The sequence below is a fragment of the Oryzisolibacter propanilivorax genome, assembly GCF_900103645.1.
GTDB classification, from domain to species: Bacteria; Pseudomonadota; Gammaproteobacteria; order Burkholderiales; family Burkholderiaceae_C; genus Melaminivora; species Melaminivora propanilivorax.
On the sequence record NZ_FNHP01000005.1, the window covers coordinates 170,992 to 196,002 of the forward strand.

Sequence of the window (25,011 nt, forward strand, 5' to 3'; positions counted from 1 at the left end):
CCCCACGCCGGCGCGGAAAGGGGCCGGCAGGGATAATCCGCGCCCTATGTCGCTCCAGCCCCACCTGCTCGAACTGCTTTCCCCGGCGCGCGATGCCGATATCGGCATCGCCGCCATCGACCATGGCGCGGACGCCGTCTACATCGGCGGCCCGGCCTTCGGCGCGCGCGCCAGCGCCGGTAACGACATCCGCGACCTGGAGCGGCTGATTACGCATGCGCACCGCTTCCACGCGCGCATCTTCGTCACCCTCAACACCATCCTGCGCGACGACGAACTGGAGGACGCGCGCCGCATGGCCTGGCAGGTGTACGAGGCCGGGGCGGACGCCCTCATCATTCAGGACATGGGCGTGCTGGAGCTGGACTTGCCGCCCATCCAGCTGCACGCCAGCACGCAGACCGATATCCGCACGCCGGAGAAGGCGCGCTTTTTGGAGGACGCGGGGCTGTCGCAGATCGTGCTGGCGCGCGAGCTGGACCTGCAGCAGATCGCCGCCGTGCGCGCCGCCACCGACCCCGCGCGCACCACCATCGAGTTCTTCGTGCACGGCGCGCTGTGTGTGGCGTACTCCGGCCAGTGCTTCATCAGCCACGCCCACACCGGGCGCAGCGCCAACCGCGGCGACTGCAACCAGGCCTGCCGCCTGCCCTATGAGGTGCTCGATGGCCAGGGCCGCATCCTGGCGCACGAAAAGCACGTGCTGTCGATGAAGGACAACAACCAGTCGGCCAACCTGCGCGCGCTGATCGACGCTGGCGTGCGCAGCTTCAAGATCGAAGGGCGCTACAAGGACCTGGGGTACGTGAAGAACATCACCGCCCACTACCGCACGCTGCTTGACGAGATTCTGGAAGAGCGCGAGCTGTCCGGCGCCCCGCTGGCGCGCGCATCCAGCGGCCGCACCACCTTCGCCTTCACGCCCGACCCGGATCAGAACTTCAACCGCGAGTTCACCGACTATTTCGTGAACGGCCGCCAGGACGACATCGGCGCCTTCGACACGCCTAAGACGCCGGGACGCGCCATCGGCTGGGTCACGCAGGTAGGCGACACGTGGTTCGAGCTGGAGGTGAGCGACCGGGCCACGGTGCTGCACAACGGCGACGGGCTGTGCTACTGGGACCTGCACAAGGAACTGGTCGGCGTGCACATCAACCGCGCGGAAAGCGTGAACGCGAAGAAGGGCCTGTGGCGCGTGTTCCCGAAGGACCCGATCGCCGGCTTCAAGGACCTGCGCCGTGGCCTGGAGATCAACCGCAACCGCGACATGGACTGGGTGCGCACGCTGGACAAGAAATCCAGCGACCGGCGCATCGGCCTGTGGGCCGAGTTCAGCGAGACCCCGGACGGCTTCGCGCTGACGCTGACCGACGAGGACGGCTTCACCGGCCACGCGGCCATCGTGCAGCCGCACCAGGGCGCCACCGACCCGGCGCGCGCCGAGGCCAGCCTGCGCGAGCAGCTCGGCCGCTTCGGCGCCACGCTGTTTGCCGCGCACGACATCGCGCTGAAGACCACGCAGCCCTGGTTCATCCCTGCCTCGGCGTTGAACGCGCTGCGCCGTGAGGCGGTGGCCGCCCTGGAGGCGGCGCGCGCCGCGGGCTTGCAGCGCCTGCCACGCGCGCAGCCGGTGCAGCCGCCCGTGCCCTTCCCGGAAGACACGCTGACCTATCTGGCCAACGTCTTCAACCATAAGGCGCATGACTTCTACGTGCGCCACGGGGTGAAGGTGATCGACGCCGCCTACGAATCCAAGGAAGAGGAAGGCGAGGTCAGCCTGATGATCACCAAGCACTGCGTGCGCTTCTCCATGAGCCTGTGCCCCAAGCAGGCCAAGGGCGTGATCGGCGTCAAGGGCACCATCAAGGCCGAACCGCTGCAGCTCATCAACGGCCGCGAAAAGCTCACCCTCCGCTTCGATTGCAAGCCGTGCGAGATGCACGTGGTCGGGCGCATGAAGCAGTCGGTGCTGAACCAGCACCGGCGCGAGATGCAGGAGCAGCCCATGCAGTTCTACCGGGCGCGGCCGGCCGGCTGAACGGCAGAGGGCACATCCATGGCATTGGACCTCTCTTCCTTGGAGCGTGCCGTGCAGTGGCTGCACGAAGGCTGGGCGCGCTACCAGCAGGACACCCGCGACACGCAGATCCGCGACGGTCTGATCCAGCGCTTCGAGTTCACCTATGAGATCAGCCACAGAATGCTCAAGCGCCATCTGGAGGCCACCTCGGCCAACCCGGCGGAATTCGACGGCATGCACTTCGCCGATCTGATCCGCACCGCCAGTGAGCGCGGCCTGCTGCGCGGCCAGTGGCCACAGTGGCGGGTGTACCGCGACATGCGCGCCCGCACCAGCCACACCTACGACGAGGCCGTCGCGCTGCAGGTGGTGGCGGGCATCCCTGACTTTCAGGAGGAGGCGGCGTTCCTGCTGGTACGGCTGCAAGCGGCGCAGCCATGACGAACACCGTGGCGCCGGTCCCGGATATCGACATCGCGCCCGGCGACTGGCGCATCGTGCAGGACATCCTGCGCCGGCACGTGCCGAACCATGCCGTCTGGGCCTTCGGCTCGCGCGCGCGCAAGAATGGCAAGCCCTGGTCCTGGCGGTCATCGCCGACGAGCCCCTGCCCCTGGCCACCCACGCCGCGCTGGCCGATGGCTTTTCGCAGTCCGATCTGCCCTGGAAGGTCGACTTGGTAGATTGGGCCAGCACCAGCGCTGCGTTCCGCCAGGTGATCGCGCGCGACAAGGTGGTGCTGCAGGATGCTGCCGCTGCCTGATTTTTCTCTCATGCCCATGCCCCGCCGCCAGCCCCCCACCAAGGAACAATCCGCCCTGCTCCCGCCGTTCGCCATCCTGCCGCCGGAGCGCATCCACGTGCCCACGGACGACGCCGGCTTCGCCGCCGCGCACGCCGCGCTGCGGGCCGCGAGCGTGCTGGGCTTCGACACCGAGAGCCGACCGGTCTTCACCGCCGGCGCCGCCGACCCCGGCCCGGACCTGATGCAACTGGCCACGCCGCAGGGCGCCTGGCTGCTGCAGCTGCGCCATCCGCAGGCCCTCGCGCTGGCACGCGAGGTGCTGGCGGATGCGGCCATCCTGAAGGTGGGCTTCGGCCTGGACAACGACCGGCGCAGCCTGCCGCGGCGCCTGGGCGTGGAGCCGCAGGGCCTGCAGGATCTGGACCGGGTGTTCGCGCGCCACGGCTTCGGGCGCAACACCGGCGTGCGCGCGGCCGTCGCGCTGGTGCTGGGGCAATGCCTGTCCAAGAGCAAGAAGACCTCGACCACCAACTGGTCGCTGCCCACGCTGAGCCCCTCGCAGCTGCGCTACGCCGCGACCGACGCGCACGCGCCGGCCGTGCTGTGGCAGGCCCTGCCGGCCTGGGAGGCGGCGCAGCCACCGCTGCCCCCGGCCGGCCTGCGCCGCCCACGGCGCGCATAAGCACATCACAGGCCGGTCGTTCGCGCGCTGGGCGCGTTGGCCGACAATCCCGCCTTCGCCGTTTTTTCCTGTCCCTCCACCCTTCACGCAGAGAAAGAGACACCGATGCGCATCGAAACCCTGGCCGTGCATGCCGGCTACAAGCCCGACCCGACCACCAAGTCCGCCGCCGTGCCGATCTACCAGACGACGGCCTACGCCTTCGACAGCGCGCAGCACGGCGCCGACCTGTTCGACCTGAAGGTGGCGGGCAACATCTACACGCGCATCATGAACCCGACCACCGACGTGCTGGAGCAGCGCGTGGCGGCGCTGGAGGGCGGCATCGGCGCTGTCGCCGTCGCCTCGGGCATGGCGGCCATCACCTACGCCATCCAGGCGATTGCCGAGGCCGGCGACAACATCGTCTCGGCCAGCACGCTGTATGGCGGCACCTACAACCTGTTCGCCCATACCTTCCCGCAGCAGGGCATCGAGGTGCGCTTCGCCGACCCGCGCGACCCAGCCAGCTTTGCCCAACTGATCGACGCGCGCACCAAGGCGGTGTTCTGCGAGTCCATCGGCAACCCGCTGGGCAACGTGACCGACATCCGCGCGCTGGCCGATGTGGCGCACGCGCACGGCGTGCCGCTGATCGTGGACAACACCGTGGCCAGCCCCTACCTGCTGCGCCCCTTCGAGCATGGCGCCGACATCGTGGTGCACGCGCTGACCAAGTACCTGAACGGCCACGGCAACAGCATCGGCGGCGCGGTGGTGGACAGCGGCAAGTTCCCCTGGGCCGAGCACAAGGCGCGCTTCAAGCGCCTGAACGAGCCCGACGTGAGCTACCACGGCGTGGTCTACACCGAGGCGCTGGGCGCCGCCGCCTACATCGGCCGCGTGCGCGTGGTGCCGCTGCGCAACATGGGCGCCGCCCTGTCGCCGCACAACGCCTTCCTCACGCTGCAGGGCATCGAGACGCTGCCGCTGCGCATGGACCGCATCTGCGACAACACCCTGGCGATTGCCCAGGCACTGCAGCAGCACCCGAAGGTCGAGTGGGTGCGCTACGCCGGATTGAGCGACCACCCGGACCACGCGCTGGTGCAAAAGCAACTCGGCGGTCGCGCCTCGGGCATCCTGTCGTTCAGCCTGAAGACCGCGGCCGGCGAGGACGCCCGTGCCGCCGGCGCACGCTTCCTGGATGCGCTGCAGCTGTTCCTGCGCCTGGTGAACATCGGCGACGCCAAGTCGCTGGCCACGCACCCGGCCTCGACCACGCACCGCCAGCTGGACGCCGATGAACTCGCCAAGGCCGGCGTGACCGAGGGCATGGTGCGCCTGTCGGTGGGCATCGAGCACATCGACGACCTGCTGGCCGACCTGCACCAAGCGCTGGACGCGGTCTGATCGCGCTACCGCCGCGCCCCGGGCGCGGCCGGAATGCACCATGCGCCCTGCGGGGCGCTTTTTTATGCCTTTTCAGGCCTCAGCCCTTGTCCTGAAAGGGCCTTCAGCTATCTTTTCAGGATCATTTCAGTCGGGCGGCGCCGCGCTCCACGGCGCCTGCCAGCCCCCGCCCAGCGCCTGGATCAACGCTATCGCCGCCTGCTGGCGCTGCAGCTGCAGCTGCATCAGGGAGCGGCGCGCGCTCAAGGCGGTGGCCTGCGCCGTCACCACGGCGGTGAAGGCCGAGATGCCGGCGCGGTAGCTGTTCAGCGTGCGCTCCTCGGCGCCGGTGGCGGCCTCGGCGGCGGCAGCCGCGTGCGCGATCTGGTCCTGCAGCGCGGCCAGCGCCGTGAGCTGGTCCTCGACCTCGCCGATGGCGCTCAAGGCGCTCTGGCGGTAATTGGCCGTGGCGATGCGGTGCGCCGCGACGGCCTGGTCCACGGCCGCGCTGCGCGCGCCGCCGTCCAGCAGCGTCTGCGCCACGCTGGCGCCCAGCGACCAGGTCAGGTGAGGGGCAGACAACAGCTGCGCCAGCCCGGCGGCCGCGCCGCCGGCGCCCAGGCTCAGGTTCAGGCTGGGAAACCATGCCGCGCGCGCGGCGCCGATGCCCGCGTTGGCCGATGCCACGGCACGCTCGGCGGCGGCCACGTCGGGGCGGCGCAGCAGCAACTGTGCGGGCAACACGGGCGGCACCTCGGGGGCATTGCGCACCCAGCGCGCGGGTGTCAGGGCAAAGCGCGATGGCACCTCGCCCACCAGCAGCGCGATGGCGTGCTCGTAGGTGTCGCGTGCGCGTTCCAGCCCGGTGCGGGTGGACAGCGCGCTCTCCAGGGTGCTCTGCGCCTGCAGCACGTCGGTGCGGGCGACGATGCCGGCGTCATAGTTGTTCTGCGTGATGGTCAGCGCGCGGCGGTAGCCCTGGATGATCTCGTCGAGCAACGCGCCTTCGGCCTCGGCCTCGCGTAGCGAAAACCACGCCTGCGCGAGACTGGCCTGCGCCGCCAGGCGCGCGCCGGCCAGGTCGGCCTGGCTGGCCTGCACATTGGCGCGACTGCCCTCCACGTTGGATGCGATGCGGCCCCACAGGTCGGGCGCCCAGCTGGCCGACAGGCCGAGCGACGCCGAGCCGTTCGCCGGCCGCCCGCCGCGCTGCGTGGACAGTTGCGCGCCCAGCGTGGGCACCAACTGCGCCTGCGCCTGGCGCAGCAGCGCCTGGGCCTGCGCCACGCGCGCGGCGGCCGCCGCCAGGTTCTGGTTGCCCAGCGCCACGCGCGGCATCAGCGCATCCAGACCGGCGTCGCCGAACAGCGTCCACCAGCGGCCTTCTTCCCACGCGCGGTGCGCCTCGGTGCTGACCCAGCCCTCGGGCGCCGCGCCGCGCCAGCCCAGGCCGCCGTCCAGTGCCGGGGGCTTATGCGGTGGCGCCAGGCTGCAGCCGCCCAGCAGCAACGCAGTGGCCAATGCAGCGATTCCAAGCGAAAAACGACTCCAGCCCTTGTATTTCATGGGCCTGCAGCTATCAAAACAGGAATAAAAATGCTCGTGCTTCATGTTCTTTCCACTAGCCGGCCGCCAGCGCGCTGCCCTGCCCGGCCAGCGCACGCGGGCGTCGTCGCAGGCGGTCCAGCAGCACATACACCACCGGCGTGGTCAGCAGCGTCAGCAGCTGGCTGGCGACCAGGCCGCCGACGATGGTCACACCCAGCGGCTGGCGCAGCTCGGCGCCCTGGCCGAAGCCGATGGCCAGCGGCAGCGCACCCAGACCGGCGGCCAGGGTGGTCATCAGGATGGGCCGAAAGCGCAGCAGACAGGCCTCGCGCACTGCCTGCACCGCGCTCAGGCCGCGCTCGCGCTCGGCCGCCAGGGCGAAGTCGATGATCAGGATGGCGTTCTTCTTGACGATGCCGATCAACAGGAACACGCCGATCAGCGCCATGATGGAAAACTCCATCTTCAGCGCCAGCAGCGCCAGCACCGCGCCGAAGCCGGCGCTGGGCAGCGTGGTCAGCACCGTGATCGGGTGGATCAGGCTCTCGTACAGCACGCCCAGCACGATGTAGATGACGACGATGGCGGCGACGATCAGCAGAGCCTGCTGCGATTCGTTCTGCTGTGCGGCGGCCGCTGCGCTGGCGAAAGCGCCGCGCACGTTGTTCGGCATGCCGATGGCATCTACCGCGTCCAGCACCGCCTGGCGGCCCTGCTCCAGCGCCACGCCGTCGGCCAGGTTGAACGACAGCGTGCTCGACAGCTCTCCGCCGTCGTGCATCACGCCGGTGGGCACGGCGCGCTCGCTGAACGTGGCGAAGGCCGACAGCGGCACCATGGCCGCCGGCGCCACCGACAGCGGCTGGCCGGTCGAGGCGTTGCGCTGGGCCGGGTTGGCCGAAGTGCCGCCGGTGCCGGTGGCCGTGCTGGCAGCGGTGGCGGCGGCGGTGGCGGCGGCGGTGGCCGCGCCAATGGCAGCGCTGGAGGCCGCGCCCGCGCTGGCCGCGCTGCCCGCCTGCGCCGCGCTCATGCCCGTGCCCGCCGTGCTGGCAGTGCCGCCACCCGCAGCCGTGGCCGCGCCGGCGCGCGTCGTCGCCGCCACCCACACATCCTGCAGCGCCAGCGGCGACTGGGCGTAACGCGGCGCCCATTCCATGACTACGCTGTACTGGTTCAGGTCGCTGTACATGGTGGCCACCTGGCGCTGGCCGAAGGCGTTGTACAGGGCGGCGTCGATGGCCTGCGCGCTCACGCCCAGGCTGGCGGCGCGCGCGCGGTCCACCTGCACGAAGGTTTCCACGCCGTTGTCGCTCTGGTCGTCGTCCACGTCGGTCAGGCGACCATCCAGCTTCAGGCGCGCGGCCAGCTTCAAGGTCCAGCTTTTCAGGTCGGCGATGTTGTCGGCCTTGAGCACGTACTGGTAGGTGGAGTTGCTGCTGCGCCCGCCCATGCGCAGCTCCTGCGCCGGGTTCAAAAACACGCGTAGGCCGGTGATGCTTGATAGCTGCGGGCGCAGGCGGTTGATGACGGCGCGCGTGCCCTCGCCCTGCGGACGATCGCGCGCATCCTTCAGCCGTGCCGACAGAAAACCGCCGCTGCCGCCGCCGGCGAACGCCACCACCGTGCCCACCGACGGGTCGGCACGGATCATGTCCACCGCCTGCTGCAGCTTGTCGGCGAAGGCGCGCGAAGAAATGCTCTGGTCGGCGCGCAGGCCGCCGACCATCTGGCCGCTGTCCTGCTCGGGGAAAAACCCCTTGGGAATGGCGGCGAACAGGTAGCCGTTCAGCGCCACCACCACCAGCAGCACCAGTACCACCAGCCAGGGCGCGGCCAACGCACCGTCCAGCGCCCAGGCATAGCCCGCCTGCAGGCGCTGCTGCGCGCGCGCAGCGCCGCCAGCGATGGCGGCGCGCAGCCGGCCGGCGGCGCTGCGCCGGGGCGCGGGCGCCGGCCCGCGCGGCAGCAGCAGCGCGCACAGCATCGGCGTGGTGGTCAGCGAGATGACCAGCGAGATCATCACCGCCGCCGACAGCGTCACCGCGAACTCGCGGAACAGCCGCCCCGGCTGCCCGCCCATGAACAGCAGTGGGATGAACACCGCCACCAGCGACAGGCTGATGGTCAGCACCGTGAAGCCCACCTCGCGCGCGCCCTCCAAGGCGGCGCGCGTGCGCTCCATGCCCGCCTCCAGGTGCCGGGTGATGTTCTCGATGACGACGATGGCGTCGTCCACCACGAAGCCGGTGGCCACGGTGAGCGCCATCAGCGTCAGGTTGTTCAGCGAGTAGCCCAGCGCGTACATCACTCCGAAGGTGCCCAGCAGCGAGACCACCGTGGCCACCGCCGGGATCACGGCCGCGCGCAGCGTGCGCAGGAACAATCCGACCACCGCCACCACCAGCAGCACCGCCACCACCAACGTGAACTCGACCTCGCGCACCGAGGCGCGTACCGAGCCGGTGCGGTCGATGGCTACATGCAGCTGCACGTCGGCCGGCAGCTGGGCGCGCAGCTGTGGCAGCAGCGTCAGCACCGCGTCGGCGGTGGCGATCAGGTTGGCGTCGGGCTGCTGGGTGATGTTGACGACGATCGCCGGCTGGCCGTTGAACATGCCGCGCGTGCGCGTGTCCTGCACGCTGTCGGTGACGCTGGCGACCTGCGACAGCCGCACCTCCTGGCCGCCGCGCAGCGCGACGATCAGATCGCGCCAGTCGGCTGCGCGCAGCCCTGGCGCGGGCGTCAGCACCTGCAGCGCGCGGCCGTCTTCGGCGTCGCCGACCTCGATCACGCCCTTGGGCCGGTTGGCGTTGCCGGCCTGCAGCGCGGCGCGCACGTCGTCGCCGCCGATGCCCAGCTGCGCCAGCGCGAACGGGTTCAACTCGACGCGCACCGCGGGCTGCGAGCCGCCGCCCAACGTCACGTCGCCCACGCCCGGCACTTGCAGCAGGCGCTGGCTGACGATGTTGTTCACCGCGTCGTAGATTTGCCCGGGTGAGCGCGCGTTAGAGGTCAGCGCCAGCGTCAGGAACGGCTGCGCGGCGGGGTTGGCCTTGCGGTAGGTGGGGTTGCTGCGCAGGTTGGCCGGCAGGTCGATGCGCGCGGCGTTGATGGCCGCCTGCACCTCGCGCGCGGCGCTGTCGATGTTGCGATTCAGGTCGAACTGCAGCGTCACACGGGTCGAGCCGGTGCTGCTGAAGCTGGTCATCTCGTTGACCCCGGCGATCGAGCCCAGCGTGCGCTCCAGCGGCGTGGCCACCGTGCGCGCCATGTCGGCCGGGCTGGCGCCGGGCATGTTGGCCGACACCGAGATGACCGGAAAGTCCACCGCCGGCAGCCGCGCCACCGGCAGCAGGAAATACGCACCAATGCCCGCCAGCGCCAGGCCGATGGTCAGCAGCACGGTGGCGACGGGACGGCCGATGAACGGGCGCGACAGGTTCATGGCGGCGCGCCCTCGCCGGCGGCGCGCTTGAAGCGCCGCCCCAGCCGGTCGAACCACAGGTAGACCACCGGCGTGGTGAACAGCGTCAGCAGCTGCGACAGCACCAGCCCGCCGAAGATCGCCAGGCCGAGCGGCCGGCGCAGCTCGGCGCCGTCGCCCCAGCTGAGCATCAGCGGCACGGCGGCGGCCAGCGCCGCCAGCGTGGTCATCAAAATCGGCCGAAAGCGCAGCAGCGCCGCCTGGTGGATGGCGTCCTGGGGCGCCAGGCCGTGGCCGCGCTCGGCGTCGATGGCGAAGTCGATCATCATGATCGCGTTCTTCTTGACGATGCCGATCAGCAGCACCAGACCGATGATGCCGACCACGTCCAGCGCGTGGCCCGACAGCTGCAGCGCCAGCAGCGCGCCCACACCAGCGGAAGGCAGCGTGGACAGGATGGTCAGCGGGTGCACGTAGCTCTCGTACAGCACACCCAGCACGATGTACACGCACACCACCGCCGCCAGGATCAGCCACAGCTGGTTGGCCAGCGAGCTCTGGTAGGCGCCGGCCGCGCCGGTGAAGCGCAGCGTGATCGACGCGGGCAGCCCCGCCTCCTGCGCCGCGGCGCGCACCGCCTGCGCGGCGGCGCCCAGGCTGATGCCCGGCGCGGTATCGAAGCCGACGGTGGCGGCCGGGTACTGGCCGACCCGGTGCACGGTGAGCGGCGCGGCAGTCTCCACCACGTCGGCCAGCGACGACAGCGGTGTGGTCGTGCCGGCGCTGGTCTTGACGGGCAGCTCGCGCAGCGCGCGCAGGCTGGCGGCGTCGGATTGAGCCGCCTCCAGGATCACGCGGTACTGGTTGGTCTCGGTGAAGATGGTGGAGACGATGCGCTGGCCAAAGGCGCTGTAGAGCTGGCTGTCCAGGCTGCTGGCGGTGACGCCCAGGCGCGCGGCGGTGTCGCGGTCCACGCGCACCAATGCCGCGGGCCCGCTGGCGCCGGCCTCGGTGGTGGCGTGGCGCACCTCGGGCACGGACTGCAGCCGCCGCGCCAGGCGCTGCGCCCAGTCGTTCACCAGCGCCGTGTCCACGCCCTCCAGGTCGAATCGGTACTGCGTGGGTCCGCTGTCCGAGTCCACTGTCAGGTCCTGCGTCGGCTGCAGGAACAGCTCCACGCCCGGCACCTGCGCCGCGACCTGCTCGCGCAGGCGCTGCATGACGGCCGCCTCGGACTCGCCCAGCACGCCACGCGCGCGCAGGTTGATGACCAGCCGGCCGCTGGACAGCGCGCTGTTGTTGGCCGCATCCACCCCCACCACCGAGCTGACGGACTGCACCGCCGCGTCCTGCAGCACCAGCTGCGCCACGCGGCCCTGCAGCGCCGACATGCGTGCGAACGACACGTCCGGCGCCGCCTGCACCTGGCCCTGCAGCTGGCCAGTGCTCTGCGTCGGGAACAGCGATTTCGGGATCACCACGTACAGCAGCGCCGTGAGCACCAGCGTGGCCAGTGCAACGACCAGGGTCAGCGGCTGGTGCGCCAGCACCCAATGCAGGCCGCGGTCGTAGTGGTGCACCGTCCAGTCCAGCCGCGCCTGGATCCAGCGCCCGACGCGGCCCTGCGCCGCGTCCAGCGGCCCGAGCATGCGAGCCGACATCATCGGCACCAGCGTCAGCGAGACCAGCGCCGAGAACAGGATGGTGATGGCCAGCGTCACCGCGAACTCGCGGAACAGCCGGCCGATGACCTCCTGCATGAACAGCAGCGGGATCAGCACCGCGATCAGCGAGACCGTGAGCGAGATGATGGTGAAGCCGATCTCGCCCGCGCCGGCCAGGGCGGCCTGCAGCGGCGGCTTGCCCATCTCGCGGTGGGCAGGGGAGTTTTGGCTACGGTCCATGTCGGCTGCGCCGACCTGCCCCTGCGCCGAAACATCGCCCGTGTCGGCTGCTCCGCCAAGGCGGGCTGCGCCCGCCTGCATCTCGCGATGCCGGGCGATGTTTTCGATCATCACGATGGCGTCATCGACCACGAAGCCGGTGGCGATGGTCAGCGCCATCAGCGTCAGGTTGTTCAGCGAGTAGCCGAGCAGGTACATGCATGCCAGCGTGCCGATCAGCGACACCGGCACGGCGATGCTGGCGATCACCGTGGCGCGCAGGCTGTGCAGGAAGGCGAAGATCACCAGCACCACCATCACCACCGCCAGCACCAGCTCCATCTCGACATGCTCGACCGACGCGCGGATGCCCAGGGTGCGGTCGGTCAGCACGGTCAGCTGCACGCTGCCCGGCAGCGACTCGCGCAGCGCGGGCAGCTGGCGTTGGATGGCGTCCACGGTGGCGATGACGTTGGCACCGGGCTGGCGCTGCACGTTCAGGATGATGGCCGGGGCCAGTCCGGCCGGTTTTACCGATGAAATCGCCTGCTCGCCCTTGTCCTGCATGGGCGACGCGCTCTCATTCTTGATGCCGACCCAGGCGCCCAGGCGGCGGTTTTCCGAGCCGTCCACGACCTCGGCGACGTCTTTGAGCCGCACCGGCGCGCCGTTCACGTAGGCGACGATCAGCTCACGATAGTCCTGCACGCTCAGCAGCTGGTTGTTGGCGTTGATGCTGTACTGGCGCGCCGGGCCGTCGAAGCTGCCTTTGGCGCTGCTGGAATTGCCGGCACTGATGGCGCTGCTGATCGCATCCAGCGACAGGCCCATGCTGGCCAGTGCCTGCAAATTGCCCTGCACGCGCACGGCCGGGCGCTGGCCGCCGGCCAGCGTCACCAGGCCTACACCGTCGATCTGGCTGATCTTCAAGGCCAGGCGCGTGTTCACCAGGTTCTGCACCTCGGTCAGCGGCAGGCTGTCCGAGGTGATGGCCAGTTGCAGCACCGGTGCGTCGGCGGGGTTCACCTTGGCGTACACGGGCGGCGCCGGCAGGTCGGCCGGCAGCAGCGAGCCGGCCGCGTTCATCGCCGCCTGCACCTGCTGCTCGGCAGCGTCCATCTTCAGGCTCAGGGCGAACTGCAGCGTGATGACCGAAACCCCGGCACTGCTGGAGCTGCCCATGCGCGTCAGCCCTGGCATCTGGCCGAACTGGCGCTCCAGCGGCGCGGTGACGGTGCGGCTCATCACGTCCGGGCTGGCGCCGGGGTACAGCGTCTGCACCTGGATGGTCGGGTAGTCCACCTGCGGCAGCGCCGCCACCGGCAGGAAGCGCAGCCCCACCAGACCGGCCAGCACAATGGCCAGCATGACCAGCGCCGTGGCCACCGGACGCTGGATGAACAGGCGCGAGACGTTCATGGTGCGTACGAAACAGGGCGATCAGAGGGGCCGCGAGGGGGTGCGCGCATCAGTGGCCAGCAGCCGGTGCCGGCGCGGTGCCCGGCGCAGGCGCGGGCGCGGGCGCGGCAGCGGCACCCGGCGCCGCCGGGGCACTGGCCGGCTCGCCAGCCGCACCGCGGCGCTCGCGCCACTGGCCGCGCTCGCCGCCGCGGCGCTGCCCGCCGGTACGTGCGCCCGCGCCGGCCGCCACGGGCGGCGCGCCGGCCAGCTGCACCGGGCCGCCGTCCTTGACGCGGTCGCCGCCCTCGGTCACCACGCGCTCGCCGGCCTGTAGGCCCTGGGTGACCAATATCCGGTCCACGCTGGCCATGCCGCGTGTCACCGGGCGCAGGTGCGCCACCTGCTCGGCGTCCACCACGTACACATAGTCGCCCTGCGGGCCGGTGCGCACCGCTGTCACCGGCACCAGCACGCCGGCCTCGGTGCCCAGCTGCAGCCGGGCGTTGACGAACTGGTTGGGGAACAGCGCGCCGTCGGCGTTGTCGAAGCGCGCCTTGGCGCGCACCGTGCCGGTGGCGGTGTTGACCTGGTTGTCCAGCGTCAGGAAGCGCCCGGTAGCCAGCACGGCGGCGCGGCCGCGGTCCAGCGCCGTCACCGGCAGCGCGCCGCGCTGCTGCGCCGCGCGCACCGCCGGCACGCGGTCCTGCGGCACCGAGAACACCACGTCGATGGGCCGCACCTGGGTGATGGTGGCGATGCCGCCGCTGGTGCCGCTGCTGACCAGGTTGCCGGGATCGACCGCGCGCAGGCCGATGGTGCCGGCGATCGGCGCCCGCAGCTGGGTGTAGTCCACGTTCAGCTGCGCGTTGCGCTCGCTGGCGCGGTCGGACTGCACGGCGGCGTCCAGCTGCGCCACCAGCGCGCTTTGCGTGTCCAGCGTCTGGCGCGCGATAGAGTCCTGGCGCCACAGCTCCTGGTAGCGCGCCAGCGTCACGCGCGCGGCCTCCAGCTGCGCCGCATCGCGCGCGGTCTGCGCCCGCGCCTGGGCCAGCGCCTGCTCGAACGGCCGCGCATCGATGCGCGCCAGCACTTGGCCCTTCTTCACCTGCTGACCTTCGGTGAACAGCACCTCGGTCAGCACGCCCGAGACCTGCGGCACCAGCGTGGCGCTGGCCGACGGGGTGACGGTGCCCAGCGCGTCGATCAGCACCGGCAGATCGCCCTGCACCGCCTGCGCCATGCCCACGGTGACGCTGCCCATGCCGCCGAACATCGCCCCCGGCGGCGGCCCGCCCGGGCCGGCGCGGCCCATGGGCCCGGCCGGCGTGCGCGAGCGCTGCACCAGGTACCAGGCGGCGGCCACCAGCGCGGCGACCAGCAGCGCGGTGATGGCGACGGCGCGCCAGCGGCGGCGCGGCGCGGGAACGGGGGGTGTGGTGTCGGTGGGGGCGGCCATGCGGAAAACGACGGAGACGGTGCAGCGGGATCGTAGCAGCGCAGGCCCTGGCGGCACCCCCGCCGCGCGGGCCGGTGAACCAGAGCCAAAAGTGCCGCAAGCCCTTTGTATGCAACGGCCTGCAGCTATGCTTTTCAAAGCAGCAAGGCGGGGGCCTTTACCCCACCTTTACCCCTGCTTCACCGCGCGTCACGCGCCAGCCGCAGGCCGCTGAACTGCCAGCGCGCCGCGGTCGGGAAGAAGTTGCGGTAGCTGGCGCGTGCATGCCCGGCCGGTGTGGCGCACGAGCCGCCGCGCAGCACGTACTGGTTGACCATGAACTTGCCGTTGTACTCACCCACCGCGCCGGCGGCCGGGCGAAAGCCGGGGTATGGCGCGTAGCTGGAGCTGGTCCACTCCCAGACGTCGCCGAACAGCTGCTGCAGCGCGGGGCCATCGCTGCCGGCCGAAGTCTGCTGCGACGCGGCCGGCAGCGGATGCAGCACGCCGCTATCGGCGAAGTGTCCCTGGCCGGCGGCGGCGCCGCACTCCTGCGCGGCGTGCTCCCACTCGGCCTCGGTCGGCAGGCGCGCGTCGGCCCAGCGGGCGTAGGCGTCGGCCTCGAAGTACGACAGGTGCACCACCGGCCGCGCATCGGCCAGCGGCTGCGCGCCGGCCAGGGTGAACTCCTGCCAGCCGCCGGCGCCGTCGGCGCGCCAGTACAGCGGCTGCTCCAGCTGCTGTGCACGGCGCCAGTCCCAGCCCTCGGCCAGCCACCACACCGGGTCGCGGTAGCCGCCAGCGTCGATGAAGGCGCGGTATTCGGCGTTGGTGACCGGCCGCGTCGCCAGGTCGTAGGGCTGCAGCCACACCGGGTGGCGCGGCAGCTCGTTGTCGAAGCAAAAGCCTGGGCCTTCATGGCCGATGTGTGCCAAGCCGGCGTCGAAATGGCGCCAGCGCAGCGGCGCGGCCGCCGCGTCGTGAGCCGGCCCGGGGGCGTCCTGGTACGCCGGGCAGGCCGGGTGGCACGACAGCAGGTGCTTCACGTCGGTGGCGATCAGCTCCTGGTGCTGCTGCTCATGCTGCAGGCCCAGGGTCAGCAGCGTGGCCAGCTCCGGGTCGTCGCCGCGCAGCTCCAGCAGCCGGCGCATGCGCGCATCGACCTGCCCGCGCCACTGGCGCACCGTAGCCAGGCCGGGGCGTGTCAGCAGGCCGCGCTGCGGGCGCGGGTGCTGGCGGCCGACGCCCTGGTAGTAGGAGTTGAACAGCACGCGGAAATCAGCGTCAAATGGCGCGAACTGCGGCTCAAAGCGCTCCAGGATGAAGGTCTCGAAGAACCAGGTGGTGTGCGCCAGGTGCCATTTGACCGGGCTGGCATCGGGCATGGACTGGGCGCCGCAGTCCTCGGGCGACAGCGGGCGCGCCAGCCGCTCGGTGGCGGCGCGCACGGCGGCGTAGCGCTCGGTGGCTGGCACGGCGCCAGGGGCCGGCGGGGCGTTCAAGGACAGGTCGTGGGCAGGCATGCGCATGGCGATTCTCGGCAGGGATTCTCAAGCGCGGGCATGCACCAGCGCGTACCAGCCGCGCTCGTCGGTCCAGGCCTGTGGCGCGTGGAAACCGGCGCGCTGCAGCAGCGCGGTGAAGTCCGCCAGCGGGTACTTGTAGCTGTTCTCGGTGTGGATGCGCTCGCCGGCGGCGAAGTCGCGCCCGCCACCCGGCCAGCGCACGCGCTGCGGCCCGCACGCGGCCAGGTGCATCTCGATGCGCGAGGCGGTGGTGTTGAAGAACGCCTCGTGGCGCCACTGCTGCGGGTCGAAGTCGCTGCCGACCAGCCGGTTCACATGCGCCAGGATGTTGCGGTTGAACGCCGCGGTGACGCCGGAGTCGTCGTCGTAGGCGGCCTGCAGCACGGCCACGTCCTTGGGCAGGTCGATGCCGATCAGGATGCCGCCGGTGTCCTGCGCCTGCCCGCCCGCGCTGGCCAGCGTGTGCATGTGGCGCAGCAGCGCCAGCGCCATGTCGGGATCAAAGTTGCCGATGGACGAGCCGGGATAGAACACCAGCCGCTGCTGGCGCGCGATGTCGTCGGGCAGCTGCACGCCGGCGGTGATGTCGCCGCCCACGGCGCGCGCGTCCAGCCCCGGCAGCTGCGCGCGCAGGCGCGCCACGGCGGCCTGCAAATAATCGGCCGAAATATCCACGCCGACGAACTGGCGCGCGGCCAGCAGCCGGCACAGCACGCGCGCCTTCTCGCAGCTGCCGGCGCCGGGCTCGATGACCACCCCGCCCGCGCCCACCGCCGCGCGGATGGCGCGCGCGTGGCGGCGCAGCACCGCGCGCTCGGTGCGCGTGGGGTAGTACTCCGGCAGCCGGGTGATGGCCTCGAACAGCTCGGAGCCATGCTGGTCGTAGAAGTACTTGGGCGACAGCCGTGCCTGTGGCTGCAGCAGGCCATGCAGGATCTGCGCGCGTTCCTGCGCGCCCGCCTCGGGCGGCAGCGCGGCCTGGCGGTGGTGCGCGGCGCCGGGCAGCGGGTGGGAATGGCGCATGGCGCCGGCGGCGGTGTGTGGGAGGGCGACAGGCATCGGCGCAGCCTGCACGCGCGCCCCCGCGCGCGCCGCCGGCCAGGGCTGGCAGCGCCGGTAGGACAGCCGCGCGAGTTGCGCCCCGCCCCTTGCAGGGCGGCGCCAGCAGTGGCAGGCCGGCGGCTGCATTGCAAGCAAAAACTGCCTGCAGCCCTTATGAAAAAAGGATTGTCAGCTATCAAATCGATACTTCACAGGCAAAAAAAGGCCGGTACCCCGGTACCGGCCGATCCCACCATGAAGAGCCGCAGTGGCGCTGCGGCGTCTGCTCTCTCTTTTAGTTATGCGTATGGCGTGGCGTCAGAAGCGCCAGCCCAGACCGACACCGGCCAGCACCGGATCGACCTTGAAGGTGCCGACCTTGGCGCCGAACGAGTGCACGTCGGTGCTGATGTAGACCTTCTTCACGTCGAAGTTGAGGTACAGGTTCTTGGCCAGCGGGATGTCCACGCCAACCTGCAGCGCGCCGCCCCAGCTGTTCTTGTCGATGGACGGGCCCAGGGCGCCCTGCACGGCGGAGTTGAAACGCACGCCGGAGAAGCGCGTGTAGTTGATGCCGGCGCCCACGTAGGGCTTGAAGCCGCCGAAGTTGGTGAAGTGGTACTGCGCCAGCAGCGTCGGCGGCAGGTGCTTGAGGCTGCCGATGTCGGCGCCAGCGGAGCGGATGGTCTGCTTCTGCGGATAGGTCAGGATCAGCTCGGCGGCGATGTTGGGCGTGAAGAAGTAGCTCACGTCCAGCTCGGGGATGAACTTGTTGTTGATCGACAGCGCCAGCGGTGTGCTGTCCTTGTTGGCGCTGTCCAGGTGCACCGCGCGCACGCGCACCATCAGCGGGCCCTCGGCGGCGGACTGCTGCGCGAAGGCAGCGCCAGAGGTCATTGCACAGAGGGCGGCCACGGCCAGCAGGGTCTTTTTCATAACGCTCGTAGTTGTTCGTTGGACACGGGGACGGCCCCCGTGCAACGTATTAGGCCCACGAGCGAAATGGTCAAGTTTGCTCAGGATCAAGCTTTGCCGCAGTGTCAGTCCCGATGTTCAATGCGCGCCACGCAAGCGCTGCAGCGGCGTCCATACCGCCAGCACTGCGGCGCCCACCAGCGCGCCCACCAGCGCTTGCAGCAGATGCGGCACCAGGAAGGCCCACACCCCGCCCAGCGGCCAGCTGGCCACCGCCGCGCCCACGCCCTCCACCGCGTGCGCCAGCGCCGGAATGCCGTGCACGATGATGCCGCCACCGACCAGGAACATAGCCGCCGTGCCGGCAATCGCCAGGCCTTTCATCAGCTTCGGCGCGGCGGCGATCAGCCAGCGGCCGACGCGTTGCGCCAGGGCGCCAGGGCGGCGCTCCAGCCACAGGCCCAGGTCGTCCAGCTTGACGATGGCCGCCACCAGGCCGTACACGCCGACCGTCATGACCACGGCGATGGCCGCCAGCACGATGACCTGCTGCATGAAATCGGCCTGCGCCACGGTGCCCAGGGTGATGACGATGATTTCGGCCGACAGGATGAAATCGGTGCGGATGGCGCCGCCGATCTTGGATTTCTCCATGCGCACCAGCTCGTCGGCCGTGCCGGCGCCGGGTGCCAGCGCCGCCTCGCTGACAGCGGCGGCATGCGGCTCCTCGTGGTGAAAGAGCTTCTCCACGCCCTCCAGGCACAGATAGGCGCCTCCCAGCATCAGCAGCGGCGTGATCGCCCAGGGCGCGAAGGCGCTGATCAGCAGCGCCGTGGGCACCAGGATGGCCTTGTTCACCAGCGAGCCGCGCGCCACCGCCCAGACCACGGGCAGCTCGCGCTCGGCGCGCACGCCGCTGACCTGCTCGGCGTTCAGCGCCAGGTCGTCGCCCAGCACGCTGGCGGTCTTCTGCGCCGCCACCTTGGTCATCACCGACACGTCGTCGGCCATGGCGATGCTCTTGCGCGCGGCGATCTTGGACATCAGCGCCACGTCGTCGAGGATGGTGGCAATGTCGTCGAGCAAGGTCAGAAGGCTGGCGCCGGCCATGGGGAGTCGCTTTCGGGTTGGAACAGGTGCGCCATTGTCGGGACGAAACCCGGGCCGCCGCTGTCGGACGCAGGCGCCAGGCAGGTGGGAGATTGCCGGCCCCGGCCGACGCCGGCCGCGCATGCGGATGGCATCATGAACTGCGGCCACCGCGCCGCGCGACGCTCTCGCCTTCTGCCCTTGCCCGCCGCCTCATGGATTTTGTCGACCTGCTCTTCGCCTTCGCCCGCAGCCTGCTGTTCGCCATGGCCGGTGTGCTGCCCATCATCAATCCGGTGGCCTCGGCGCCGGTCTTCGTCAGCCTGACGCGCGCGCTGGACGAGCCCACGCGCGAGCAGCTGGCGCGGCGCGTGGGCAAGAACGCGGCGCTGCTGCTGGCGGCCGCCATGGTGCTGGGCTCGTTCGTGCTGGACCTGTTCGGCATCTCGCTGCCGGTGGTGCGCGTGGCCGGTGGGGTGATCGTGGCCTATAACGCCTGGCTGCTGCTGAACGCCCAGCCGCCCGGCGAGGACGACAAGGCGCAGATGGCGCAGACCTTCACCGCGGCCAACGTGGAGCGCAACTCGTTCTACCCGATGACTTTCCCGCTGACCTGCGGCCCCGGCGCGCTGGCCGCCGCCATCGCCGTGGGCGCCAGCCTGAAGACGCGCCAGGTGACGCTGGCCGTCGCCAATCTGGCCGGCGGCCTGGTGGCGATGCTGCTGATCGGCGTGCTGATCGCGCTGCTGTTCCGCTACGCCCCCCGGCTGGTGCGCCGCCTCGGCGAGGTCGGGCAAATCGTGTTCCTGCGCATCATGTCGTTCATGGTGCTGTGCGTGGGCGTGCAGATCATCTGGGAGGGCGTGCGCGCCCTGCTGCTCAGCGTGCTGCCCGCCGCCGCCGCGTGAACCGGCTCAACCCACCCAGCGGCGCGCGTTGCGCCACAGGCGCATCCACGGGCTGAAGGCGTCCAGCCCGCCTGTCGCAGCCAGGTCGGTCCAGCTCATCTGCAGGTTGCGCAGCACCCGTTCGGGGTGAGGCATCAGCGCGGTGAAACGCCCGTCGGCGGTGGTCACGCCGGTCAGGCCGCCGGCGCTGCCGTTGGGGTTCAGCGGATAGCGCTCGGTCGGCTGGCCGTGGTGGTCGACGTAGCGCAGCGCGCCCATCGCCCGCTCGGCATTGCCGCGCCACTGGAAGTTGGCATACCCCTCGCCGTGCGAGACCACGATGGGCAGGCGCGTGCCGGCCATGCCGGCGAAGAACAGGCTGGGCGAGTCCAGCACCTCGACCTGGGACAACCGCGCCTCGAAGCGGTGGCTCTGGTTGGTGGTGAAGCGCGGCCAGTCCTGCGCGCCGGGGATGATGTCGGCGAGCTCGGCGAACATCTGGCAGCCGTTGCACACGCCCAGGCCGAAGGTGTCGCCGCGCGCGAAGAACTGCTGGAACTGCTCGGACAGGCGCGGGTTGAAGGTGATCGAGCGCGCCCAGCCGATGCCGGCGCCCAGCGTGTCGCCGTAGCTGAAGCCGCCACAGGCGACGATGCCGGTGAACTGCGCCAGGTCGGCGCGGCCGGCCTGCAGGTCGCTCATGTGCACGTCGTGCGCCTCGAAGCCGGCCTCGGTGAAGGCCCAGGCCATCTCGACGTGCGAGTTCACGCCCTGCTCGCGCAGCACGGCCACGCGCGGACGCGCGAGGTTCAGATAGGGGGCCGCCACATCCTCGGCCGGGTCGAACGTCAGGTGCACGTGCAGGCCGGGGTCCTGCGGGTCGCCGGCGGCGGCATGCTCCTGGTCGGCGCAGTCGGGGTTGTCGCGCTGCTGGCAGATCTTCCAGCTCACGGCGTCCCAGACCTGGTGCAGGTCGGCCAGCGGCGCGGCAAAGATCTTTTTGGCGTCGCGCCAGACCTGCAACTGGCCCTTGCCCTCATCCATGCTGCAGCCGGCCGGGCGCGTCTTGCCGACGAAGTGGCTGCAGGCCGACAGGCCGTGCGCGCGCAGCACCTGCATGGCTTGGTTGCGCTCGGCCGTGCGCACCTGCAGCAGCACGCCGAGCTCCTCGTTGAACAGCGCGCGCAGGGTCAGCTCCTCGCGCCGTCCGCTGACCTGTTGCGCCCAGTTCTTGGCGTCGCCGGTTTCCATCCGGCTGTCGCTGATGCCGTCGCCCTCGGTGACCAGCATGTCGATGTTCAGCGCCACGCCGACATGGCCGGCAAACGCCATCTCGGCGGCCGCCGCCAGCAGGCCGCCGTCGCTGCGGTCGTGGTAGGCCAGCAGCAGGCCCTGGGCGCGCAGGTCGTTCACGGCGGCCACCAGGCGCACCAAGTCCTGCGGGTCGTCCAGGTCGGGCACGGCGCCGCCGTCCTGCGCCAAGGTCTGCGCCAGGATGGATCCGCCCATGCGCATGCGCCCGCGCGACAGGTCGATCAGCACCAGCGTGGTGTCGGCCTCCTGCGAGTCGAGCTGCGGGGTGAGCGTGCCGCGCACATCGGGCAGCGTGGCGAACGCCGTGACGATCAGGCTGACGGGCGACGTGACCTGGTGCTGCGCGCCGCTGTCGTCCGTCCACTGCGTGCGCATCGACAGGCTGTCCTTGCCCACCGGAATCGAGATGCCGAGTTGCGGGCACAGCTCCATGCCCACCGCGCGCACCGTGTCGTACAGCGCCGCGTCCTCGCCGGGCTCGCCGCAGGCAGCCATCCAGTTGGCCGAGAGCTTGACGCGCGGCAGCGCGATGGGCGCGGCCAGCAGGTTGGTAATGCTTTCCGCCACCGCCATGCGGCCGGACGCAGGGGCATCCAGCGCCGCCAGCGGCGTGCGCTCGCCCATGGCGAAGGCCTCGCCGGCGTGGCCGGCATGGTCGGCCAGCGTCACCGCCACGTCGGCCACCGGCACCTGCCAAGGGCCGACCATCTGGTCGCGGTGCGTCAGGCCGCCGACGCTGCGGTCGCCGATGGTGACCAGGAAGCGCTTGGATGCCACCGTCGGGTGCGCCAGCACGTCGATCACCGCCTGCTGCAGCGCCACGCCGTCCACATCCAGCGGCGCCGCCTGGCGCGCCACGCGCTGCACGTCGCGGTGCATGCGCGGGGGCTTGCCCAGCAGCACGTCCATGGGCATGTCCACCGGCAGGCGCTGGTCGCTTGGCGCGGCGGTGTCTTCGAGCACCAGCTGGCGCTCGTCGGTGGCGGTGCCGATGACGGCGAACGGGCAGCGCTCGCGCTCGCAGAACGCGGTGAACTGCGCCAGCGACGCGGGCGCGATGGCCAGCACGTAGCGCTCCTGGCTTTCGTTGCTCCAGATTTCCTTCGGTGCCAGGCCCGATTCCTCCAGCGGAATGGCGCGCAGGTCGAAACGCGCGCCGCGGCCGGCGTCGTTCACCAGTTCCGGGAAGGCGTTGGACAGGCCGCCCGCGCCCACGTCATGGATCGCCAGGATCGGGTTGCCTTCGCCCAGCGCCGCGCAGTGGTTGATGACCTCCTGCGCGCGCCGCTCGATCTCGGGATTGCCGCGCTGCACCGAGTCGAAGTCCAGCTCGGCAGCGTTGGTGCCGCTGGCCAGCGAGCTGGCCGCGCCGCCGCCCATGCCGATGCGCATGCCGGGCCCGCCCAGCTGGATCAGCAGCGTGCCGGTGGGAAACTGGATCTTGTGGGTGAGGCGGGCGTCGATGCTGCCCAGGCCGCCAGCGATCATGATGGGCTTGTGGTAGCCGCGCAGCACGCCGTCCACCTGCTGCTCGTACTCGCGGAAGTAACCCGTCAGATTGGGCCGGCCGAACTCGTTGTTGAACGCCGCGCCGCCCAGCGGGCCCTCGGTCATGATCTGCAGCGCGCTGGCGATGTGCGCCGGCCGGCCGACCTCGCTGCCCCACAGCTTCGACACCGTAAAGCCGGTCAGCCCGGCCTTCGGCTTCGAGCCCCGGCCGGTGGCGCCCTCGTCGCGGATCTCGCCGCCGGCACCGGTGGACGCACCCGGGAACGGCGAGATCGCCGTCGGGTGGTTGTGCGTCTCGACCTTCATCAGCACGTGCTGCAGCACACTCTCTTTTTGATAGCTGGAGGCCGTTGATCCATCAGGTCTTGCGGCACTTTTGGCTACAAACTGCTGGACCTGACTGCCTTCCATGACGGAGGCATTGTCGGCGTAGGCGACGATGGTGTGCTGGGGCGAGCTGGCCTCGGTGTGGCGGATCATGCCGAACAGGCTCTTGTCCTGCGGCGCGCCGTCGATGGTGAACTGGGCGTTGAAGATCTTGTGCCGGCAGTGCTCGCTGTTGGCCTGGGCGAACATCATCAGTTCGACGTCGGTGGGGTTGCGGCCCAGGCGGGTGAAGGCGTCCACCAGGTAGTCGATCTCGTCGTCCGCCAGCGCCAGGCCCCAGGCGGTGTTGGCCTGCTGCAGCGCCGCGCGGCCGCCGGCCAGCACGTCGACGAAAGCCATGGGCGCGGCCTGCAGCTCGGTGAACAGCTGCTCGGCCTCGTGCACGCCGGACACCACCGACTCGGTCATGCGATCGTGCAACAGCGCGGCGATCTGCTGCAGCTGCTCGCGCGCGAGCTCGGGCGCGCCGCCCAGCAGGCCGCCTTTCAGGCTGATGCGGTATTCGGTGATGCGCTCGACGCGGCGCACGGCCAGGCCACAGTTGTGCGCGATGTCGGTGGCTTTAGAGGCCCAGGGCGACACAGTGCCCAGTCGCGGCGTGACGTACAGCGCCGGGCCGTCCTGTGGACCGGCGTAGGGCTCGCCGTAGCTCAGCAGCGCCGCCAGGCGTGTGCGGCTGGCGGCGTCGGGCGCCGCGTCCTGCGCCACCAGGTGCACGAAACGTGCGGCGATGCCCGTGATCTTCGGATGGATGGCCGCCAGTGCCGGCAGCAGTTGCCGGGCGCGAAGCGGGGTCAGGGCATTGCCGCCCTCGAACGAAGTGATGTGCAAGGTCACGGTAGCGGCCTGTGTGGTGGGCGGGCGCGAAGCGCGAGAGAGGCCCGGGGGCATCCGTGGCCGCTGACTGGGGCCGCAGTGCCCGGCCGGGCGGTTGGCTGGGAACCCGGCATTTTAAGCAATCGCACCGGGAGAAACCCTGGGTGGGATAATTTGCGCCATGACTTCGACTCCGAAAGACGCGCAGGGCATCGCCGGCATGCGCGAGGCCGGGCGCCTCGCCTCCGAGGTGCTGGACGCCATCACCCCGCACATCCGGCCTGGCATGACGACCAACGACGTGGACCGCCTGGCCGCCGAATGCATGGCACGCCAGGGCACGCGCTCGGCCACTCTGGGCTACCAGCCCCCGGGCTACCCGCCCTACCCCAAGTCGCTGTGCACGTCGGTCAACAACGTGGTCTGCCACGGCATTCCGAACGACAAGCCCTTGAAGAAGGGCGACATCATGAACGTGGACGTCACCGTCATCACCCCGGAAGGCTGGTACGGCGACACCAGCCGCATGTTCCTGATCGGCGAGGTGTCGATCGCCGCGCGCCGGCTGTGCCAGCTCACCTACGAGTCGATGTGGCTGGGCATCCAGCAGGTCAAGCCGGGCGCGCGCCTGGGCGATATCGGCCATGCCATCCAGAAGTTCGCCGAAGGCCACGGCCTGTCGGTGGTGCGCGAGTTCTGCGGCCACGGCATCGGCGACAAGTTCCACGAGGAGCCGCAGATCCTGCACTACGGCCGTCCCGGCACCGGCGAGGCGCTGGAGCCGGGCATGACCTTCACCATCGAGCCGATGCTCAACATCGGCCGGCGCGAGGTCAAGGAACACGGCAACGACGGCTGGACCATCGTTACCAAGGACCACAGCCTGTCGGCGCAGTGGGAGCACACAGTGCTGGTGACCGAGACCGGCTTCGAGGTGCTGACCCTCTCGGACGGCTATCCGGCGCTGCCGCCTTTCGTCGGCGCCACCACCACCTGACGCAGCCGCCTTCCGGCG

16 protein-coding genes are annotated in these 25,011 nt (G+C 70.7%); 7 read left to right on the forward strand and 9 right to left on the reverse strand.

Annotated elements, in window-relative coordinates; all coding sequences use genetic code 11:
- The first annotated feature begins 46 nt into the window (after positions 1-46).
- The 5 genes from BLQ61_RS10040 to BLQ61_RS10060 all read left to right on the forward strand — a co-directional run bounded on the left by BLQ61_RS10040 (position 47) and on the right by BLQ61_RS10060 (position 4,842).
- On the forward strand, positions 47-2,041 hold the full coding sequence (locus tag BLQ61_RS10040; RefSeq protein WP_091569474.1) for a peptidase U32 family protein: 1,995 nt from the start codon (positions 47-49) through the stop codon (positions 2,039-2,041).
- A gap of 18 nt (positions 2,042-2,059) precedes the next feature.
- Complete coding sequence (locus tag BLQ61_RS10045) at positions 2,060-2,464, forward strand: HI0074 family nucleotidyltransferase substrate-binding subunit (RefSeq protein WP_091569478.1); 405 nt, start codon at positions 2,060-2,062, stop codon at positions 2,462-2,464.
- The gene (locus BLQ61_RS10050) at positions 2,461-2,706 is read left to right on the forward strand and encodes a nucleotidyltransferase family protein (protein WP_217629395.1); all 246 of its coding nucleotides are present in this window, start codon (positions 2,461-2,463) and stop codon (positions 2,704-2,706) included. The genes BLQ61_RS10045 and BLQ61_RS10050 overlap by 4 nt, the downstream gene beginning before the upstream one ends.
- Before the next feature lie 90 nt (positions 2,707-2,796).
- Positions 2,797-3,450, forward strand: a complete 654-nt coding sequence (locus BLQ61_RS10055; RefSeq protein WP_245703961.1) for a 3'-5' exonuclease — start codon at positions 2,797-2,799, stop codon at positions 3,448-3,450.
- 105 nt (positions 3,451-3,555) lie between these two features.
- Positions 3,556-4,842: an O-acetylhomoserine aminocarboxypropyltransferase/cysteine synthase family protein gene (locus BLQ61_RS10060; RefSeq protein WP_091569481.1), complete on the forward strand. Its 1,287-nt coding sequence runs from the start codon at positions 3,556-3,558 to the stop codon at positions 4,840-4,842.
- Positions 4,843-4,968: 126 nt separating this feature from the next.
- Here the strand turns inward: BLQ61_RS10060 and BLQ61_RS10065 are convergent, their stop codons facing one another.
- The 8 genes from BLQ61_RS10065 to BLQ61_RS10100 all read right to left on the reverse strand — a co-directional run bounded on the left by BLQ61_RS10065 (position 4,969) and on the right by BLQ61_RS10100 (position 19,104).
- A complete protein-coding gene (locus BLQ61_RS10065; protein WP_245703962.1) occupies positions 4,969-6,342 on the reverse strand; it encodes an efflux transporter outer membrane subunit in 1,374 nt (457 codons plus the stop codon).
- Positions 6,343-6,442: 100 nt separating this feature from the next.
- Positions 6,443-9,814 carry an efflux RND transporter permease subunit gene (locus tag BLQ61_RS10070; protein WP_091569486.1) on the reverse strand — a complete coding sequence of 1,124 codons (3,372 nt, stop codon included), beginning with the start codon at positions 9,812-9,814 and terminating at the stop codon, positions 6,443-6,445.
- Positions 9,811-13,095, reverse strand: coding sequence for an efflux RND transporter permease subunit (locus tag BLQ61_RS10075; RefSeq protein ID WP_091569489.1), 3,285 nt, complete (start codon positions 13,093-13,095; stop codon positions 9,811-9,813). Before BLQ61_RS10075 ends, BLQ61_RS10070 begins: the two co-directional genes overlap by 4 nt.
- Positions 13,096-13,144: 49 nt before the next feature.
- On the reverse strand, positions 13,145-14,533 hold the full coding sequence (locus BLQ61_RS10080) for an efflux RND transporter periplasmic adaptor subunit (protein WP_091569491.1): 1,389 nt from the start codon (positions 14,531-14,533) through the stop codon (positions 13,145-13,147).
- 179 nt (positions 14,534-14,712) lie between these two features.
- Entirely contained in the window at positions 14,713-16,041 is a 1,329-nt protein-coding gene (egtB, locus tag BLQ61_RS10085) for an ergothioneine biosynthesis protein EgtB (RefSeq protein ID WP_175488267.1), read from the reverse strand.
- Positions 16,042-16,062: 21 nt separating this feature from the next.
- Entirely contained in the window at positions 16,063-17,061 is a 999-nt protein-coding gene (gene egtD, locus BLQ61_RS10090; RefSeq protein ID WP_091569494.1) for an L-histidine N(alpha)-methyltransferase, read from the reverse strand.
- Between the two features lie 336 nt (positions 17,062-17,397).
- On the reverse strand, positions 17,398-18,015 hold the full coding sequence (locus BLQ61_RS10095) for an OmpW/AlkL family protein (RefSeq protein WP_091569496.1): 618 nt from the start codon (positions 18,013-18,015) through the stop codon (positions 17,398-17,400).
- 117 nt (positions 18,016-18,132) lie between these two features.
- Positions 18,133-19,104, reverse strand: a complete 972-nt coding sequence (locus tag BLQ61_RS10100) for a DUF808 domain-containing protein (protein ID WP_091569499.1) — start codon at positions 19,102-19,104, stop codon at positions 18,133-18,135.
- Between the two features lie 194 nt (positions 19,105-19,298).
- Between BLQ61_RS10100 and BLQ61_RS10105 the strand changes: the two genes are divergently transcribed.
- Positions 19,299-19,991 carry a MarC family protein gene (locus BLQ61_RS10105; RefSeq protein WP_091569501.1) on the forward strand — a complete coding sequence of 231 codons (693 nt, stop codon included), beginning with the start codon at positions 19,299-19,301 and terminating at the stop codon, positions 19,989-19,991.
- A gap of 6 nt (positions 19,992-19,997) precedes the next feature.
- On the opposite strand, the gene purL is transcribed toward BLQ61_RS10105, so the two are convergent.
- On the reverse strand, positions 19,998-24,017 hold the full coding sequence (purL, locus tag BLQ61_RS10110; RefSeq protein WP_091569504.1) for a phosphoribosylformylglycinamidine synthase: 4,020 nt from the start codon (positions 24,015-24,017) through the stop codon (positions 19,998-20,000).
- 160 nt (positions 24,018-24,177) lie between these two features.
- Between purL and map the strand changes: the two genes are divergently transcribed.
- Positions 24,178-24,993, forward strand: a complete 816-nt coding sequence (gene map / locus BLQ61_RS10115) for a type I methionyl aminopeptidase (RefSeq protein WP_091569508.1) — start codon at positions 24,178-24,180, stop codon at positions 24,991-24,993.
- Positions 24,994-25,011 lie beyond the last annotated feature (18 nt).